Origin of the sequence: Pseudomonas frederiksbergensis (genome assembly GCF_017114915.1) — a bacterium.
In the GTDB taxonomy this organism is placed as follows: Bacteria; Pseudomonadota; Gammaproteobacteria; order Pseudomonadales; family Pseudomonadaceae; genus Aquipseudomonas; species Aquipseudomonas frederiksbergensis_I.
Genome location: NZ_JAAUOE010000039.1, coordinates 33,133 through 50,353, shown reverse-complemented (window position 1 = coordinate 50,353; position 17,221 = coordinate 33,133). Strand labels below are relative to the sequence as shown.

Here is a 17,221-nt window from a genome sequence, read left to right as displayed (position 1 = left end):
CCCGTAGGAGCTGCCGAAGGCTGCGATCTTTTCTCTTGGGCTCACTTGAGTCTCAAGCGGAAGATCAAACCTGACCAAGGCCAGTATTGCCCTGACGAGTGGCATCTTTGGTAACTCCCTAAGTGGCTCGTCGGCGGGGGGGGAACTGGAGTGGTGGTAGCTCAGATGTGTCCTGAATAAGGTCCTCGGTAAAAAAGATAGAAGTGCGCTGGCGCTCACGAGATAAAACTTCATGGCTTATAAAATAAACGTTCACTGGTGCTTTACCTGAAATACTGAAAGCAGTACTCGTTAAACAGTACCGTGATGCTCAAGTAACTAAGGGATGTTTTCCACCTTGCGACTCACGTAACAATATAGCTGATGCGCATCGGTAGGCGATTGTGCTGGTCGTGGGTTAATTGTTTTTTGTCGGGCCGTGGAGTAGTTCGCTATTTGTTTTGACGACTGTTTTGCACTGGTAAGTGTTTTGGGGCTGTATCGGATGCACAGCGTGCGCTAATAAAATCGTATTCATTGACTTTAAACACGAGACGCAGGTAAAGGAAGCAAGTATGTCTATCCATATTAAAGAAGAGCCCATGACCGAATACCGTGTCGGTGCGGAGTGGTGGCGCAGCGCTGTTATTTATCAGATATATCCTCGCTCTTTTGCCGACGCGAATGGCGACGGTATAGGTGACTTGGTCGGAATCTCATCGAAAATTCCCTATCTTTCTTCATTAGGGGTAGATGCTATATGGCTCTCTCCCTTTTATCGCTCTCCCCAGATGGATGCTGGCTACGATGTGGCGGATTACTGCGATGTCGATCCGCTATTTGGCAGGCTGGATGATTTCGACCGGATGTTGGAGCAGGCCCACGAAAAAGGGATCAAGGTCATCATCGACTTGGTGCCCAACCATACGTCTAGCGCCCACAGTTGGTTTCAGTCAGCTCTGAAGACCCCAGTGGGAAGTGCGGAGCGTAATCGCTACATCTTCCGTGATGGTAAAGGTGAGAACGGGGAGTTTCCACCGAACAAATGGCAAAGCGTTTTCGGCGGTGATGCATGGTCTCGCATTCCCGGAGAAACACAATGGTATTTGCATCTGTTTGATAGTAGCCAACCGGATCTCAATTGGGAATGCCCCGAAGTGCGGGCGGAGTTTGAAGACATCTTGCGTTTTTGGTTGAAGCGAGGGGTCGATGGATTCCGTGTCGATGTGGCACATTCGTTGGTAAAAGTACCCGGGCTGCCCGATTGGGAGAGCAAAGACTCAGAAGAAAGCGCTATGAACGTTGGGCCGATGTGGGACCAGGAAGGCGTACATGATATTTATCGTAGCTGGAACAAGGTGCTGAAAGAGTTCGCCGGTGATCGCATGCTGGTCGCCGAAGCCTGGGTCCAGCCGCAATCTCGGCTGGCGCGTTATGTGCGCAGCGATGAAATGCACCAAGCCTTCAACTTTGATTATCTGCTGACACGCTGGGATGCCATGGCATTGAGAGAGGTCATCGATACCTCTATGGCTGCCGCCGCTGAAGTTGGGGCGCCGACGACTTGGGTCATGTCAAACCACGATACCGTGAGGCATACATCACGATACGGGCTGAGCAACCCGGGTACCCGCCCGAGAGGTATTGATGCGTCCAGAGAGCAGCCTGATGAGGCGTTGGGGTTGCGTCGTGCTCGTGCTGCGGCGCTTCTGACGCATGCATTGCCGGGATCGGCTTACATCTATCAGGGGGAAGAGCTGGGTTTGCCTGAGCATACAACCCTGGACGCAGCTCACCGGCAGGACCCTCGCTTTTTCCGCACCAATGGGGAGGAAGTAGGGCGCGATGGTTGTCGTGTGCCGATCCCCTGGGTTTCAGGTGAAGCTTCTTATGGATTCAGCACAGCAGGGGAGTCCTGGTTGCCTCAACCAGAGTCATTCGCCCAATACAGTGCAGATGTACAACAAGGCAACCCGCAATCAACGCTGGAGCTCTATCGCCAGTTGCTGCAGCTGCGCCGTGAGTATGGGTTGGGTAGCGGCTCTCTGACCTGGCTGCCTTCGGCCCAAGGGGTGCTGTTGTTTGACAATGGCCCGATCCGCATTGTGATCAATCTGACAGATATGGCCACTGCACTTCCTGACGGTGAGCTTCTGATCTCCAGCGAACCGGTCACTCAACCCTATGTTTTACCCGCCAATGCTGCGGCATGGCTGAGATGAGTGATCAACTCCCTGCTCGACAGAGCAGGGAGTGTCGGCCGGTATTTATCGGTGTTCGTTAGTCGTGTCTGGGCGCCGTTGCTATAGCCAATCCAAAGCGCTTTGGGCTAGGCTGCAAGTGCTTGAGCGCAACAAGAATAAAAAGAAAGTGGGAGACATCTATGATCAGTACAGTTGGCCATCGGAAGGTCAGCGTAAAACCGTCATTCGGGAGTCACGCTTACCTTGCCTATCAAATAAAAGGCGGATTGAATCCGTTCGTCGCTCTTGGTTTTCACCGCGAAAGATCGGTTCTTGGGGGGGCGTCTACTTTTCCTCTATGCAAAGACGTCTGCACCCAGCGCGAAGTTCTCCAGTATCCACGTAGCCCTTCGAGGGTTTCCTCTCAACGACATATAAAACGCTCTACGAGCTGCTCCCCGCGAATCGAGCAAGCGTTCAACCATTAATTGTGCGCTTGGCGCGAGGCAGGCCGCTCGAATCGTTCGCGCGGATGTCCTGGAGGAAAAATGGCACGAGTTCAGTTACGCAGTGTAGGTAAGGCTTACGATACCCACCAGATAATCAAGAGTGTGGATCTGAATATCGAAGACGGTGAGTTCTGTGTCTTCGTCGGTCCTTCCGGGTGTGGGAAATCAACATTATTGCGGATGATTGCGGGTCTGGAGGACATCACCAACGGCGAGTTGCTGATCGGCGATGTACTGGCCAACACCTTGCCCCCGGCCAAGCGTGGTGTTGCGATGGTGTTTCAGTCATATGCGTTGTACCCGCACATGAGCGTGTACGACAACATGGCCTTTGGGTTGAAACTGGCTGGCAAAGACCGAAAGGAAATAAAAGACAGTGTCCTGCGAGCAGCGGGCATTCTGCAACTCGACCATTTGCTCGATCGTAAGCCCAAGCAACTATCGGGTGGTCAGCGACAGCGGGTTGCCATTGGCAGGGCGATTGTCAGACAACCAGAGGTGTTTCTGTTCGACGAACCGCTTTCCAATCTGGACGCCTCTTTACGGGTGCAAATGCGAATCGAAATCGCCAAGCTGCACAAAGATCTCAAGGCAACCATGGTGTACGTGACCCATGATCAGGTCGAAGCCATGACCCTGGCGGATAAGATTGTGGTGATCAATAAGGGCAATGTGGAACAGATCGGAGCACCGTTGGAGCTTTACAATCATCCGCAAAATCTGTTTGTTGCCGGATTCATTGGTTCACCCAGGATGAATTTCGTCGATTGCAGGATTGTTTGCATTAATCCTCATGAGGCAACTGTTGTGCTGCCCGGTGGAAGTCATGTGACGGTGGCTGTGGAGGCGGGGGGCGCCAAGCCGGGCGACGAGGTGATCCTCGGCATTCGTCCAGAGCACTTGGTAGTTTCCCATTCGGCAACCTTTGATCAGAGTTTGAGCGGCAGGGTGGAGGTGTTGGAACATCTCGGTGACGAGACCTTTGCCTACCTTGACATCCCGGGCACCCGTGATGGACTGCTGACGGCTCGTTTGCCGGTGGCGACGTCAGTACAAGTAGGTGACACGCTCACACTCAATATACCGAAGCACGGTAGCCATCTATTTGCCGCTGATCAAAGAGCATACCCGAGGGTAGACGCGGTCGAGGTTGCTCTCGCTGCGAACACACATGCACTGACGGTCCCCGACAAGTCATCTGGCACCGGACAACTACCCGAATGTGCGCTCCATTAGTACACGAATGCGTTCGGCGAAAGCCAAAACACAACAATAATGATTTAGCACGGCGTAACGCTACCCACTTGAGGTGCGTTGTGTCTGCGAGGCTGGAGGCACTATGAACATGCGCAACTGCACCAGATTCGGCTTGGGTATTCTCTTGGGATCGCTACTGCAATCGGGTATCTGCTCAGCAGCGACTGTTACCATCTCTTGCATTGCGAACGGCAAAGACTTGGAGATGTGTACTCAGGGCGCTGAGGCCTGGGCACAGCAAAGTGGTAACAAAGTCAATGTGGTGTCTTCGCCGGACTCGGGCCGATTGGCGCTGTATCAACAGTTATTAAGCGCTGGTTCATCGGATATTGATGTATTGCAGATCGACGTCGTCTGGCCGGGCATACTGGCGCAGCATCTGATCGATCTGAAGGAAAAGGTCGGTAGTGGGACTGAAGAGCATTTTGCCTCAATTATCAAAAACAACACCGTAGGTAATCGGTTGGTTGCGATGCCCTGGTTTGCCGATGCTGGGGTGCTGTATTACCGTAAAGATCTGCTGGAAAAATACAAGGCTAAGGTCCCGGAAACCTGGGACGAATTGAGCGCCACGGCTAAGAAGATTCAGGATGCCGAGCGTGCTAGCGGTCATGACAAGTTGTGGGGGTTTGTCTGGCAGGGCCGCAATTACGAAGGGCTCACGTGCAATGCCCTGGAATGGGTATCGAGCTACAACGGTGGTGCAATTGTCGATGCCGCCGGCAAGGTGACGATAGACAACCCCGAGGCAACAGCCGCTCTGACCCTGGCCAAGGGGTGGGTGGGCAGTATCAGCCCACAAGGCGTTCTGAACTATGGCGAGGAAGAAGCCCGCGGTGTATTCCAGTCCGGCGATGCGGTGTTCATGCGCAATTGGCCTTACGCGTTGGCGTTGGTCAACAATGCCGACAGTCCAGTCAAGGAGAAAGTCGGTGTAGCGGTACTCCCAAAAGGTGGTGAAGAAGGGCGACATTCGCCGATCCTTGGAGGGTGGCAGCTAGCCGTTTCCAAATACTCCAAAGAGCCTGACTTGGCGGCGGATCTGGTGATGTACCTCACCAGCGCGGCTGAGCAGAAACGACGTGCCATCATTGGCTCCTACGCCCCAACAATCCCGGCCCTATACAAGGATGAAAGTGTGCGGGTGGCAGCTGGCCCGGTGGTAGACCCGCTCTACGACACACTAAGCAGCGCTGCGGCTCGCCCATCTGCGATCACCGGGGTCCGATACAACCAGTTTAGCGCCGAGTTCTCCAATGCTATTTATTCCGTTCTCTCCGGTCGTACCGACGCGGCGGCGAGTTTGAAGGAGTTGGCTAGTAAACTGAACAGAATGAGCCGGGGTGGGAAATGGTAACCACCACGGCGAAATCGCCAATCGCGGATATCCACTCCAGCGAAAAGCGAGAGAATCCCGCGTCCCGTAGTAGCGCTTTAACCCGCGACCGTGTGCGGTCAGCGTGGTTGTTTCTGGCCCCGATGTTGGTGATTCTGGCGCTTATTGCCGGTTGGCCGCTCGCCCGCACTATCTGGTTTGGTTTCACCAATGNGGTGATTCTGGCGCTTATTGCCGGTTGGCCGCTCGCCCGCACTATCTGGTTTGGTTTCACCAATGCCAACCTTGTGGATTTGAGCGGCGCGCAGTTTATTGGTTTTTCCAATTATCTAAGTGTTGACGCTGGGCACTGGTCGGGCCTGCTTACGGACCCCGATTGGTGGCGCGCGGTTTGGAACACTGCGTGCTTTGCTGTTGTGTCGGTCAGTCTGGAAGTCGTTCTGGGTATGATCGTCGCTCTGGTGTTGAACGCACAGTTTCCAGGGCGTGCGTGGGTGCGCGCGGCCGTGCTGATCCCCTGGGCTATTCCCACTATTGTCTCAGCGAAAATGTGGAGCTGGATGCTGAACGATCAGTTCGGGATCCTGAATCATGCGCTGATGGCCTTGGGCGTCATCGACCATCCGCTCGCCTGGACGGCGGATCCAGACCTCTCGATGATGGCCGTGGTGATGGTGGACGTCTGGAAAACTACACCCTTTATGGCGCTGCTCATTCTGGCCGGCCTGCAGATGCTGCCTTCCGATTGCTATGAAGCCGCAAAGGTTGATGGTATCCATCCGGTGCGGGTGTTCTTCAGGGTCACATTGCCGCTGGTTCGGCCCGCGATCATGGTAGCGGTGCTTTTTCGCGTGCTGGATGCCTTGCGCGTGTTCGATCTCATTTATGTACTGACCTCCAATAGTAAAGACACCATGTCGATGTCGATTTACGCACGCCAGCAGCTCCTGGATTTCCAGGAGGTCGGCTACGGTTCCGCCGCGTCCACGCTGTTGTTTCTGGTTGTGGCCTTCTGCACCGTTCTATATATCGTGGCCGGGCGCGTTCGCTTCGACGATGAGCATTAAGGAGATTTGTTATGAAAAAAGCACTCGGGACCTGTGCCTTTTACTTTCTGGTGGCGATGATTGTTTTCGTTTCTGTGTTTCCGTTTTACTACGCGATCATTTCCTCGCTTAAACCGTCGTCGCAGCTATTTAATGTCGACTACTTTCCTGAGTTCTGGCACTGGGGAAACTATGTTTCAGTGTTCCGTGAGCAACGCTTCGCGGCTAACATCCTAAACTCACTGCTGGTCTCGCTTTCTGTGGTTGTGGTGTCTTTGTTGCTGAGCGTCACCGCTTCCTATGCGTTGGGGCGAATACGTTTCCGCGGGCGCAACACGATCCTCGTGACTATTCTGGCTGTTTCCATGTTTCCGCAGGTCGTTGTTCTGTCGGGCATGTTCGAACTGATCCGCTTGCTCGGCCTATACAACAACATGCTTGGCCTGACGCTTTCATACTTGATTTTCACACTTCCTTTTACTGTCTGGGTGCTGACCACTTTTATTCGAGGTTTACCCAAGGAGCTGGAGGAAGCGGCAATCATGGACGGTGCTGGGCCCTGGACGATTATTACCCGTGTATTGATGCCGCTGATGTGGCCGGTTTTAGTGACTACAGGGTTATTGGCCTTTGTGGCAGCATGGAATGAGTTTCTCTTTGCCTTGACGTTCACCTTGACCAACGAGCAGCGCACAGTACCTGTAGCAATTGCTTTGATTACCGGTGGCAGCGCACATGAACTGCCTTGGGGCAACATTATGGCCGCTTCGGTCATTGTGACGATCCCCATTGTTTTGTTGGTTTTGTTCTTCCAGCGGCGCATTGTTTCAGGGTTAACCGCAGGAGCAGTGAAAGGCTGAGGCCTCTAGATTTAGTCGGTGTGACGTTCGAACACGAACACAGGAGGCTTTAATGGGGGCTTTGTCACAGGGTCTCTCTCTGCTCCTGTGGGTCAGAGTGTTCTCATGGTGCTCTCTTGAAGCGTGATCTTTGACTTACCACTTTGCTGACCTTCCTCGTGTGTGTATCCGTCGTGCTGCTGACCGTTTGGCAGATAGGATGTGGTTGACCTCGATCAGGTCGCGGTCTTCCAGTACCGCAAGGACGCCGGCAATCCGTAGCAGGTTGTCCGCGGCCTTGGAGGCGCTGGGTCGTACGGGACCAGGCTCCTCAGGGGCAGGGTTTTGGGGTGTAGCGCGCCATCGCTGTCGATTGCCCAAGGACGTTGCAGCAGGTCGGTGATTCGTTGGGTGTAGCGTTTGAGACTGATGTCTTGGGTGAGATCCACCGGCTGATAAAAGCGCTGTCCGGCCAAGCTCGGTGGCCAGGTGATCAGGCAACGGGCGAAGATGCCTTGGCTGTTGAGCAACGGGTCCTTGAGCAGTCGACCTGCCAAATAGGGCTGCAGCATTAAGTGCAGGCTCTATCTGGATTGGCGTGTCGGTGTGGCAATCGATCGTTGCCATCTGCTTCTGAGATTGCGCCAGCGTGGCAGGATGGCGACTGAGTTTTTCGTGGTAGGCCTGCCATTGCAGGCGTTCCCATTCGCGGGATGGTTGCAAGGCCAGCTTATCCACCGCCGTCTTGCGATCACCGGAAGCCGCAATAGTGAGCAGGTACAGTGACAGCGGATAGACCCGGCCATTCAAATGCACATTGGCATGCCCCTGAGTGGCCAAGGCCGAGGTGGCCAGCACCGATTGCGCGGCCATGGCCTGCGGCACACCCATCACTTCGGCCATGCGCTCGACGGCCGGTCCCAGCAGATCACCGAGGGCGGCCACCGGATAATCTAATGGCGTCGGGTTGGCCTCCAGCAAGGGTTGCGGCGGCAAGCTCCAGCTTGATTGCAGCATCACCTTTCTCCTGTTTTCCCACTGATGCCCTCACGCGCCCGCCACGGATGTTGAGTGTTATCAGGGATGAAGGTCCCTGCGGCCTGTGAGGGTGTTCACTGACGCGGAACGGACGGCTCTTTACGACCAAGAGCCCGGGCAACTCCCATGAAACTGGCCTCCTGGACGCATCCGAGGATGCGGGCGGGTGGAGGCTGTACCGGTTGACGAATCCGGTGCCGCGAGATTCTGAGTCTGGTGAAGGCAGCGATGCGATGACCAGGGCATGCCTGACTCAGTCAGGTGCAGTCCATTCCTTGGGCTTCGGCACCATCATCTGCGTCGCTGTTGCGAGTGACTTTTCGGTGTTTGTCACGCCGATTGTCACGAGGGGAAATGCCGCAAAGCCTTGTACGGGTTGGGCTGCAGCAGCGGAATTAGCGCCCGTCTCTTTCCGGGAGAAAGAGACGGGCGCAGGTTGGCGCAAGGAAATGGCCAAGCGGATAGGTTGCTGCAGAGCAGCTATGAAAGGGGAAGAGTTGCCGCAGTCGGCACACTGATAAAAGTAGGCATCCATCACATCGCTGTGACCGTGCGAGCCGCCGGACGCTAATCGCACTTTGGGAGAACCACCACGGTGTGGCGTAGCCTTAAAGGTTCTGGCTACCTGGGTTGCTGTCAACGACAGCGCTTTGCCCGATCTTTTCTACGCCTGTGGAGAATGCGGGTCAAGGCTCGAACTTTCGGGAGTTCTGCGGCTGTGGATGAAATTATCCACCGGTGGAAATCATTGGTTTTCCACAGACAGTTGCGTGGGTTTTAGATTTTTTAAATGAGGTCCATCCAAACAGGGTGGCTTTGCAGCCCTGTTTGGATGGACCCGCGTGGACAAGCGGATCACTGAGATATGAGGACCGAGCGCTTACTCAGTTGCGCCACGTTTTGCTTTTAGGCGAGCGAGCTGCGCTTCGCCGGTACCCACCGGAATCCGACGGAACGCCAAAACGCAAAAACCCGCCAGAAGGCGGGTTTTTCGGTTGTTTCAGAGATTTTGGAAGCCCTCTCTGGAACCTTGTCTGGCTCCACGACCTGGACTCGAACCAGGGACCCAGTGATTAACAGTCACTTGCTCTACCAACTGAGCTATCGCGGAATGGCGTGTATGTTACTGATTCAAAAAGAGAAGTCAAGCCTTTGTTGGGAAATTGATATTTTCGATTCAGTGACCAGGGCTGTACGCGCGAATTGGCCTAACCGCCGAAGGTAATGGTGGCGAGCATCAGCTTGGCGTACAGCATCGTGGCCGCCAACTGCACCAGCCACAACGCCAGGCCGCCAAGGAATACGCCCGCGGCCACTTGCAGCACCAGGTTATTACCGCGTTTGGCCGAGGAGCGGGGCACGAAGTGGTCCAGCTCGTCGCGGTCGGCGCGTAGGTCATCGTTTTTCATGTGGGTTCTCGCAAGAATTCTCGGGTGTACACAAAACTTTGTGAGAGTTTAAAGGGCGCAGCCGCTGCTTTGAGATTTATCTGAGGCCAATAAAAAACGGGAAGCCACTTTGGCTTCCCGTTTTCATATCACGCGACGACTCAGATCACCTGAACGATGGCCTTGGTCACGACGTCGATGTTGCTCTGGTTCAGCGCAGCCACGCAGATGCGGCCGGTGTCCAAGGCATAGATGCCGAACTCGCTGCGCAGGCGGGTCACTTGCTCAACTGTCAGGCCGGAGTAGGAGAACATGCCGCGCTGACGACCGACGAAGCTGAAATCGCGCTGAGGAGCGTTTTTTGCCAGCAGGTCGACCATCTGGGTGCGCATGCCGCGAATCCGCAGGCGCATTTCGGCCAGTTCCTCTTCCCACTGGGCGCGCAGTACCGGGCTGTTCAGCACGGCGGCGACGATGCTTGCGCCGTGGGTCGGCGGGTTGGAGTAGTTGGTGCGGATCACGCGTTTGACTTGCGACAGCACGCGAGCGCCTTCTTCTTTCGATTCGCTGACGATCGACAGAGCGCCAACGCGCTCGCCGTACAGCGAGAAGGATTTGGAGAACGAGCTGGAGACGAAGAAGGTCAGGTCCGATTCGGCGAACAGACGCACGGCAGCAGCGTCTTCATCGATACCGTCGCCAAAACCCTGGTAGGCCATGTCGAGGAACGGCACGTGACCTTTGGCTTTCACCACGTCCAGCACATTTTTCCAGTCCGCCGGGCTCAGGTCCACGCCGGTCGGGTTATGGCAGCAGGCGTGCAGCACAACGATGGAGCCGGACGGCAGGGCGTTCAGGTCTTCCAGCAGGCCGGCGCGGTTAACGTCGTGGGTGGCGGCGTCGTAGTAGCGATAGTTCTGCACCGGGAAACCGGCGGTTTCGAACAGCGCGCGGTGGTTTTCCCAGCTCGGGTCGCTGATCGCCACGACGGCGTTCGGCAGCAGTTGCTTGAGGAAGTCGGCACCGATTTTCAGAGCGCCGGTACCGCCGACGGCCTGGGTGGTGATGACCCGGCCAGCGGCGATCAGTGGCGAATCATTGCCAAACAGCAGTTTCTGCACGGCCTGGTCGTAGGCGGCGATGCCGTCGATCGGCAAGTAACCACGGGAAACGTGTTGAGCGGCGCGAATCGTCTCGGCTTCGACAACGGCGCGCAGGAGAGGAATTCGTCCTTGCTCGTCGCAGTAAACACCGACCCCCAGGTTGACCTTGTTGGTACGGGTATCGGCATTGAATGCTTCGTTGAGGCCCAGGATTGGATCGCGTGGTGCCATTTCGACAGCGGAGAACAGGCTCATTATTACGGCGGCTCTGAATGGAGTGTGGAGGGACGTGTCGCGCTCCAGCCGAATGCACTAGAGCGGTGCACAAACGGGGAGCTAGTATAGAGGCCATCAGCGATTGATGGCGACAGGCGATTCGGTTTTTACGGTAAGTTTTTCCAATTATTTTTCGATCGTTGGTTGAGTGGCGTCGTCAAAGGTTTTACCCGATGTAGGACGTTTGCCTTGAAAGGGATGGCAATCGGCTCCACATTGAGCACAATCCAGTTTTTTCCTCGGGCGACATCGGTCGTTTGCGGTCTTTCTCGTTCCTGTCTGGTGTCACCGGGCAAGAGTGAACAAGAGGTATGTATGTCTGAATTTCAGCTAGTGACCCGCTTCGAGCCCGCCGGCGATCAGCCGGAAGCCATCCGCCTGATGGTCGAGGGCATCGAGGCCGGGCTGGCGCACCAGACGTTGCTCGGTGTGACCGGTTCGGGCAAGACCTTCAGCATCGCCAACGTCATCGCCCAGGTGCAGCGCCCGACCCTCGTACTGGCGCCCAACAAGACCCTGGCCGCGCAGTTATATGGCGAGTTCAAGACGTTCTTTCCGAACAACGCCGTCGAATACTTCGTGTCTTATTACGACTACTACCAGCCCGAAGCCTACGTGCCGTCGTCCGACACCTTCATCGAGAAGGACGCCTCGATCAACGACCACATCGAGCAGATGCGCTTGTCCGCGACCAAGGCATTGCTGGAGCGCAAGGACGCGATCATCGTCACCACGGTGTCGTGCATTTACGGTCTGGGCAGCCCGGAAACCTATTTGAAGATGGTGTTGCACGTGGATCGCGGCGACAAGCTCGACCAGCGTGCGCTGTTGCGGCGCCTGGCCGACCTGCAATACACCCGCAATGACATGGACTTCGCCCGCGCAACCTTCCGGGTGCGTGGCGATGTGATTGATATCCACCCGGCGGAATCCGATTTTGAAGCGATACGCATCGAGCTGTTCGATGACGAAGTGGAGAGTCTGTCCGCCTTCGATCCGCTGACCGGTGAGGTCATCCGCAAATTGCCGCGCTTCACCTTCTATCCGAAGAGCCACTACGTGACGCCGCGCGAAACCCTGCTCGACGCCGTCGAGGGCATCAAGGTCGAGTTGCAGGAACGCCTGGAATACCTGCGCTCCAACAACAAATTGGTGGAAGCTCAGCGGCTGGAGCAGCGCACCCGTTTCGACCTGGAGATGATTCTCGAGCTGGGCTACTGCAACGGCATCGAAAACTACTCGCGCTATCTGTCGGGTCGCCCGGCCGGTGCGCCGCCACCGACGCTTTACGATTATTTGCCGCCGGACGCCTTGCTGGTGATCGACGAATCCCACGTCAGCGTGCCGCAGGTCGGCGCCATGTATAAGGGCGACCGGTCCCGTAAGGAAACGTTGGTGGAATACGGCTTCCGTCTGCCATCGGCGCTGGATAACCGACCGATGCGGTTCGATGAATGGGAAAGCATCAGCCCGCAGACGATTTTCGTCTCGGCCACACCGGGCAATTACGAAGCCGAGCACGCCGGTCGAGTGATCGAGCAACTGGTGCGCCCGACTGGCCTGGTGGACCCGGAAATCGAAATACGTCCGGCGTTGACTCAGGTCGATGACTTGCTCTCGGAAATCACCAAGCGCGTGGCCCTGGAAGAGCGGGTGCTGGTCACCACGCTGACCAAGCGCATGTCCGAAGATTTGACCGATTACCTGGCCGACCACGGCGTGCGCGTGCGTTATCTGCACTCGGACATCGACACCGTGGAGCGGGTCGAAATCATCCGTGATTTGCGTCTTGGCACCTTTGATGTGCTGGTGGGGATCAACCTGCTGCGTGAAGGTCTGGACATGCCGGAAGTCTCGCTGGTGGCGATTCTTGATGCCGACAAAGAAGGCTTCCTGCGCTCCGAGCGCTCGCTGATCCAGACCATCGGCCGGGCGGCGCGCAACCTCAATGGCAAGGCGATTCTGTACGCGGATCGCATCACTGGCTCCATGGAGCGAGCCATCGGTGAAACCGAGCGTCGTCGTGACAAGCAGATCGCCTTCAACCTGGCCAACGGCATCACGCCCAAGGGGGTGTTCAAGGATGTTGCCGACATCATGGAAGGCGCCACCGTGCCGGGTTCGCGCAGCAAGAAGCGCAAAGGCATGGCCAAGGCCGCCGAGGAAAGTGCCAAATATGAGGCCGAACTGCGCTCGCCGAGCGAAATCAGCAAACGCATTCGTCAGCTGGAAGAGAAGATGTACCAGCTCGCCCGCGACCTGGAATTCGAAGCCGCGGCACAGCTGCGTGACGAAATCAGCAAGCTGCGGGAGCGGTTGATCGTAGTTTGATGCTCCCTCTGTAGAAGCTGCCGAAGGCTGCAGCGCTTAAATCCCGCACTCACTGGAGCCGGGCGGCTATCGCCTGTTACCATTCGCCCCTTGTTTGATCTTCGCTTTTCATTCTTTTTGAGACATGCCATGACCACCGTCCGCACTCGCATCGCGCCATCGCCTACCGGGGACCCCCACGTAGGTACCGCTTACATCGCTTTGTTCAACTACTGCTTTGCCAAGCAGCATGGCGGTGAGTTCATCCTGCGGATCGAAGATACCGACCAATTGCGTTCGACCCGCGAGTCCGAACAGCAGATTTTCGACGCCCTGCGCTGGTTGGGGATCGACTGGAGTGAAGGCCCGGATGTCGGCGGCCCGCACGGTCCTTACCGTCAGAGCGAGCGCGGCGATATCTATCAGAAGTACTGCCAGCAACTGGTCGACATGGGCCATGCCTTCCCGTGCTTCTGCACCGCCGAAGAACTGGATCAGATGCGCGCCGAGCAAATGGCCCGCGGCGAAACCCCGCGCTACGACGGCCGTGCGCTGTTGCTGTCCAAGGAAGAAGTTGCGCGCCGCCTGGCCGCCGGCGAGCCGCACGTCATCCGCATGAAAGTGCCGACCGAAGGCGTGTGCGTAGTGCCGGACATGCTGCGTGGCGACGTCGAGATCCCGTGGGATCGCATGGACATGCAAGTGCTGATGAAGACCGACGGCTTGCCGACATACTTCCTGGCCAACGTGGTCGATGACCACTTGATGGGCATCACCCACGTCTTGCGTGGTGAAGAGTGGCTGCCCTCGGCGCCGAAACTGATCCTGTTGTATGAATACTTCGGCTGGGAACAGCCGCAGCTGTGCTACATGCCACTGCTGCGTAACCCGGACAAGAGCAAGCTGTCCAAGCGCAAGAACCCGACTTCGGTGACGTTCTACGAGCGCATGGGCTTCATGCCCGAAGCGATGCTCAACTACCTGGGTCGCATGGGCTGGTCGATGCCGGATGAGCGCGAGAAGTTCTCCCTGCAGGAAATGGTCGACAACTTCGACCTGAGCCGCGTCTCGCTTGGCGGGCCGATTTTCGACATCGAGAAGCTGTCGTGGCTCAACGGCCAGTGGCTGCGTGACCTGCCGGTGGAAGAGTTCGCCGCTCGCGTGCAGAAGTGGGCACTGAACCCTGAATACATGATGAAAATCGCCCCGCATGTGCAGGGCCGGGTTGAAACCTTCAGCCAGGTCGCCCCGCTGGCCGGCTTCTTCTTCGCCGGTGGCGTGAACCCGGACGCCAAGCTGTTCGAATCCAAGAAACTCTCGGGCGATCAGGTTCGTCAGTTGATGCAGTTGATCCTGTGGAAGCTGGAAAGCCTGCGTCAGTGGGAGAAGGACAGCATCACCGCAACGATTCAGGCGGTGGTCGAATCCCTGGAGTTGAAGCTGCGTGACGCCATGCCGCTGATGTTTGCCGCGATCACCGGACAAGCCAGTTCGGTATCGGTGCTCGATGCAATGGAAATCCTCGGCCCTGACCTGACCCGTTTCCGTCTGCGCCAGGCCATCGACCTGCTGGGCGGCGTGTCGAAGAAAGAAAACAAGGAGTGGGAAAAGCTTCTGGGCGCGATTGCCTGACTGCGTTTGACTCTGCAGGAGCTGCCGAAGGCTGTGATCTTTTGATCCTGATCTTCGGCGCTTTCCCCCCGAATTTACGGGGGGAGGGCGGTAAGTGATTGTTATGCCGACAAAAAATTTTAATTTTTTTGAAAAATAAGTTTGACAGCCTTTCGATACGCCCTTAAGATTCGCCCCGTCCTCAGCGATGACATCAACGATGAGGGGCTATAGCTCAGCTGGGAGAGCGCTTGCATGGCATGCAAGAGGTCGACGGTTCGATCCCGTCTAGCTCCACCAATTTACACTTCAAGGTCTGGCCACACCGGCCTTGAAGCGATCAACACTCAGCGTTGATCAGTTGTATAGAAGGGTTTGCGTCCCCTTCGTCTAGTGGCCTAGGACACCGCCCTTTCACGGCGGTAACAGGGGTTCGAGTCCCCTAGGGGACGCCAGTTTTACAGAAGCGATGTTGCAAGATGTCGCTCCGCCGCGAGGCGAAAAATCCGGGGCTATAGCTCAGCTGGGAGAGCGCTTGCATGGCATGCAAGAGGTCGACGGTTCGATCCCGTCTAGCTCCACCAATTTTACAGTTCAAGGTCTGGCCACACCGGCCTTGAATCGATCAGCTCTCAGCACTGATCAGTTGTATAGAAGGGTTTGTGTCCCCTTCGTCTAGTGGCCTAGGACACCGCCCTTTCACGGCGGTAACAGGGGTTCGAGTCCCCTAGGGGACGCCACGATTACCCGCTTTGCGGGATTTTTAAGGGTCATTCAATTATTGAATGGCCCTTTTGTTTGTCTGGCGTTTGGCCAACTCTCCTTTTCCCTCAAACTGTTCTTCAGACCAGCGGTCACATCCACGACTTGCGAAAAATTATTATGAGAATAATATTCTAGTCGTAATATTCGGAGGCAACGATGAACGATAAAAAAGCTCAAACCCGCGAACGCATCCTCAAGGCTGCCAGTGCAGCGCTGATCCAGCGCGGCCCGGCCGAGCCGAGCGTGGGCGAAGTGATGGGCGCGGCTGGCCTGACGGTCGGTGGCTTCTACGCGCACTTCGAAAGCAAGGACGCATTGATGCTGGAAGCGTTCAAGCAGCTGCTCAGCCATCGTCGTGGCTTGATCGCCGACATGGACGCTGAGTTGACCGGCGAAGAGCGTCGCGCGCTGGTCGCGGCGTTCTATCTGTCGCGTAAACACCGTGATTCCACCGAGCATGCGTGTCCGATTCCGGCGTCGGTCGGCGAGCTGGGCCGTCTGCCTGACGAATTTCGTGTGGCGTTGAATGAGCATGTTGAGTTGATGGTCGCGCAGTTGGCGGCCAGCCCGGAAGACACCGACAAGGTCTTGGCCGACATCGCCTTGATGGTCGGTGGTTTGGCTCTGGCGCGGGCGCTGGGGCCAGGAGAGTTGTCTGATCGTTTGCTGCGCGCCGCCAAATCGGCGGTGCTATGACCTAAAGGCGTCAGCCTGAGGAGATGGGCGATGAACACGTTGAGCTGGGTTCGTGGCGTTAATGGCACCTTGGGCTGGTTCGCGCCGAAGCTGATGGCGAGCAAGATGCGCCTGGCATTCATGACCCCGCGGCAATTGCTGCCGCGTGATTGGGAATTGCCGCTGCTGGCGAAGTCCGAGCGGATCACCTTGCGCTTCGGTCTCTCGGCACTGCGTTGGGGCCAAGGCCCGGCGGTGTTGTTGATGCACGGCTGGGAAGGCCGGCCGACGCAGTTCGCCGCGCTGATCACGGCGCTCGTCGATGCCGGTTACACCGTGGTTGCCCTGGACGGCCCGGCTCACGGTCGTTCGCCTGGCCGCGAGGCCAATGTGGTGCTGTTTGCCCGGGCCATGCTCGAAGCGGCCGCTGAATTGCCACCGCTGCAAGCGGTGATCGGTCACTCCATGGGCGGCGCCAGCGCCATGCTCGCGGTTCAGTTGGGCTTGCGCACCGAAACCCTGGTCTCGATCGCCGCCCCGGCGCGAATTCTCGGGGTACTGCGCGGTTTTGCCCGATATGTGCGCCTGCCGCCCAAAGCGCGTTCGGCGTTTATTCGCCAGGTGGAGAAAGACGTCGGTATGCGCGCCGCTGCGCTGGATGTTGCGCGCTATCAGCTCGACATGCCGGGGCTGATCGTCCATGCCGAGGACGACAACTTTGTTCCAGTCAAGGAATCCCAGTTGATCCACGAAGCCTGGTTCGACAGCCGACTTTTGCGCCTGGAAGAGGGCGGTCATCAGCGGGTGCTCGCCGATCCGCGGGTGATCGATGGCGTTCTTTCGCTGCTGGCCGGTCGCAGCCTGCAATCGCGCCAATCGGCCTGAGCTTCCGTTACACTGCCCCGG

General features: G+C 56.8%; 11 protein-coding genes, 5 tRNA genes and 1 pseudogene. 13 read left to right on the top strand and 4 right to left on the bottom strand.

Translation table 11 applies throughout. From position 1 onward, the window contains the following. Positions 1-554: 554 nt before the first annotated feature. The 5 genes from HCU66_RS22460 to HCU66_RS22440 all read left to right on the top strand — a co-directional run bounded on the left by HCU66_RS22460 (position 555) and on the right by HCU66_RS22440 (position 7,170). Positions 555-2,201 (top strand): glycoside hydrolase family 13 protein, encoded by a 1,647-nt coding sequence (locus HCU66_RS22460; RefSeq protein ID WP_205890625.1) that lies wholly within the window; start codon positions 555-557, stop codon positions 2,199-2,201. 509 nt (positions 2,202-2,710) lie between these two features. Further along, the gene (locus HCU66_RS22455) at positions 2,711-3,907 is read left to right on the top strand and encodes an ABC transporter ATP-binding protein (RefSeq protein WP_205890624.1); all 1,197 of its coding nucleotides are present in this window, start codon (positions 2,711-2,713) and stop codon (positions 3,905-3,907) included. A gap of 103 nt (positions 3,908-4,010) precedes the next feature. Beyond that, entirely contained in the window at positions 4,011-5,285 is a 1,275-nt protein-coding gene (locus HCU66_RS22450) for an ABC transporter substrate-binding protein (protein ID WP_241015625.1), read from the top strand. Next, entirely contained in the window at positions 5,279-6,331 is a 1,053-nt protein-coding gene (locus HCU66_RS22445; RefSeq protein WP_420908071.1) for a carbohydrate ABC transporter permease, read from the top strand. The genes HCU66_RS22450 and HCU66_RS22445 overlap by 7 nt, the downstream gene beginning before the upstream one ends. A gap of 11 nt (positions 6,332-6,342) precedes the next feature. Further along, on the top strand, positions 6,343-7,170 hold the full coding sequence (locus tag HCU66_RS22440) for a carbohydrate ABC transporter permease (protein ID WP_205890623.1): 828 nt from the start codon (positions 6,343-6,345) through the stop codon (positions 7,168-7,170). Between the two features lie 225 nt (positions 7,171-7,395). Here HCU66_RS22440 and HCU66_RS27400 read toward each other — a convergent pair. From HCU66_RS27400 to HCU66_RS22420, 4 genes and pseudogenes are all read right to left on the bottom strand, one after another. Continuing rightward, positions 7,396-8,166: pseudogene (locus HCU66_RS27400) on the bottom strand (DUF3987 domain-containing protein); the annotation flags it as partial. Between the two features lie 1,056 nt (positions 8,167-9,222). Continuing rightward, positions 9,223-9,298 (bottom strand) — tRNA-Asn (locus tag HCU66_RS22430). Between the two features lie 97 nt (positions 9,299-9,395). Next, positions 9,396-9,596 carry a hypothetical protein gene (locus tag HCU66_RS22425; protein WP_030132391.1) on the bottom strand — a complete coding sequence of 67 codons (201 nt, stop codon included), beginning with the start codon at positions 9,594-9,596 and terminating at the stop codon, positions 9,396-9,398. Positions 9,597-9,736: 140 nt separating this feature from the next. Then, positions 9,737-10,933, bottom strand: a complete 1,197-nt coding sequence (locus HCU66_RS22420; protein WP_205890622.1) for an amino acid aminotransferase — start codon at positions 10,931-10,933, stop codon at positions 9,737-9,739. Between the two features lie 336 nt (positions 10,934-11,269). Between HCU66_RS22420 and uvrB the strand changes: the two genes are divergently transcribed. The 8 genes from uvrB to HCU66_RS22380 all read left to right on the top strand — a co-directional run bounded on the left by uvrB (position 11,270) and on the right by HCU66_RS22380 (position 17,200). Further along, on the top strand, positions 11,270-13,285 hold the full coding sequence (gene uvrB, locus HCU66_RS22415) for an excinuclease ABC subunit UvrB (protein ID WP_205890621.1): 2,016 nt from the start codon (positions 11,270-11,272) through the stop codon (positions 13,283-13,285). 129 nt (positions 13,286-13,414) lie between these two features. After that, positions 13,415-14,896: a glutamate--tRNA ligase gene (gene gltX / locus HCU66_RS22410; protein ID WP_018928106.1), complete on the top strand. Its 1,482-nt coding sequence runs from the start codon at positions 13,415-13,417 to the stop codon at positions 14,894-14,896. Between the two features lie 203 nt (positions 14,897-15,099). Continuing rightward, positions 15,100-15,175: transfer RNA gene (locus HCU66_RS22405), tRNA-Ala, on the top strand. Between the two features lie 79 nt (positions 15,176-15,254). Continuing rightward, positions 15,255-15,330, top strand: a tRNA-Glu gene (locus HCU66_RS22400). 53 nt (positions 15,331-15,383) lie between these two features. Then, positions 15,384-15,459, top strand: a tRNA-Ala gene (locus tag HCU66_RS22395). An 80-nt stretch (positions 15,460-15,539) separates the two neighbouring features. Next, a tRNA-Glu gene (locus HCU66_RS22390) sits at positions 15,540-15,615 on the top strand. A gap of 181 nt (positions 15,616-15,796) precedes the next feature. Then, positions 15,797-16,336, top strand: coding sequence for a TetR/AcrR family transcriptional regulator (locus HCU66_RS22385; protein ID WP_038980068.1), 540 nt, complete (start codon positions 15,797-15,799; stop codon positions 16,334-16,336). 30 nt (positions 16,337-16,366) lie between these two features. Beyond that, on the top strand, positions 16,367-17,200 hold the full coding sequence (locus HCU66_RS22380; RefSeq protein WP_205890620.1) for an alpha/beta fold hydrolase: 834 nt from the start codon (positions 16,367-16,369) through the stop codon (positions 17,198-17,200). The last annotated feature ends 21 nt before the right edge of the window (positions 17,201-17,221 follow it).

Bases quoted from the DNA above. Each gene is read 5' to 3' on its own strand.
- HCU66_RS22460 (WP_205890625.1), top strand. From the start codon at position 555: ATGTCTATCCATATTAAAGAAGAGCCCATGACCGAATACCGTGTCGGT.
- HCU66_RS22455 (WP_205890624.1), top strand. From the start codon at position 2,711: ATGGCACGAGTTCAGTTACGCAGTGTAGGTAAGGCTTACGATACCCAC.
- HCU66_RS22450 (WP_241015625.1), top strand. From the start codon at position 4,011: ATGAACATGCGCAACTGCACCAGATTCGGCTTGGGTATTCTCTTGGGA.
- HCU66_RS22440 (WP_205890623.1), top strand. From the start codon at position 6,343: ATGAAAAAAGCACTCGGGACCTGTGCCTTTTACTTTCTGGTGGCGATG.
- HCU66_RS22425 (WP_030132391.1), bottom strand. From the start codon at position 9,596: ATGAAAAACGATGACCTACGCGCCGACCGCGACGAGCTGGACCACTTC.
- HCU66_RS22420 (WP_205890622.1), bottom strand. From the start codon at position 10,933: ATGAGCCTGTTCTCCGCTGTCGAAATGGCACCACGCGATCCAATCCTG.
- uvrB (WP_205890621.1), top strand. From the start codon at position 11,270: ATGTCTGAATTTCAGCTAGTGACCCGCTTCGAGCCCGCCGGCGATCAG.
- gltX (WP_018928106.1), top strand. From the start codon at position 13,415: ATGACCACCGTCCGCACTCGCATCGCGCCATCGCCTACCGGGGACCCC.
- HCU66_RS22385 (WP_038980068.1), top strand. From the start codon at position 15,797: ATGAACGATAAAAAAGCTCAAACCCGCGAACGCATCCTCAAGGCTGCC.
- HCU66_RS22380 (WP_205890620.1), top strand. From the start codon at position 16,367: ATGAACACGTTGAGCTGGGTTCGTGGCGTTAATGGCACCTTGGGCTGG.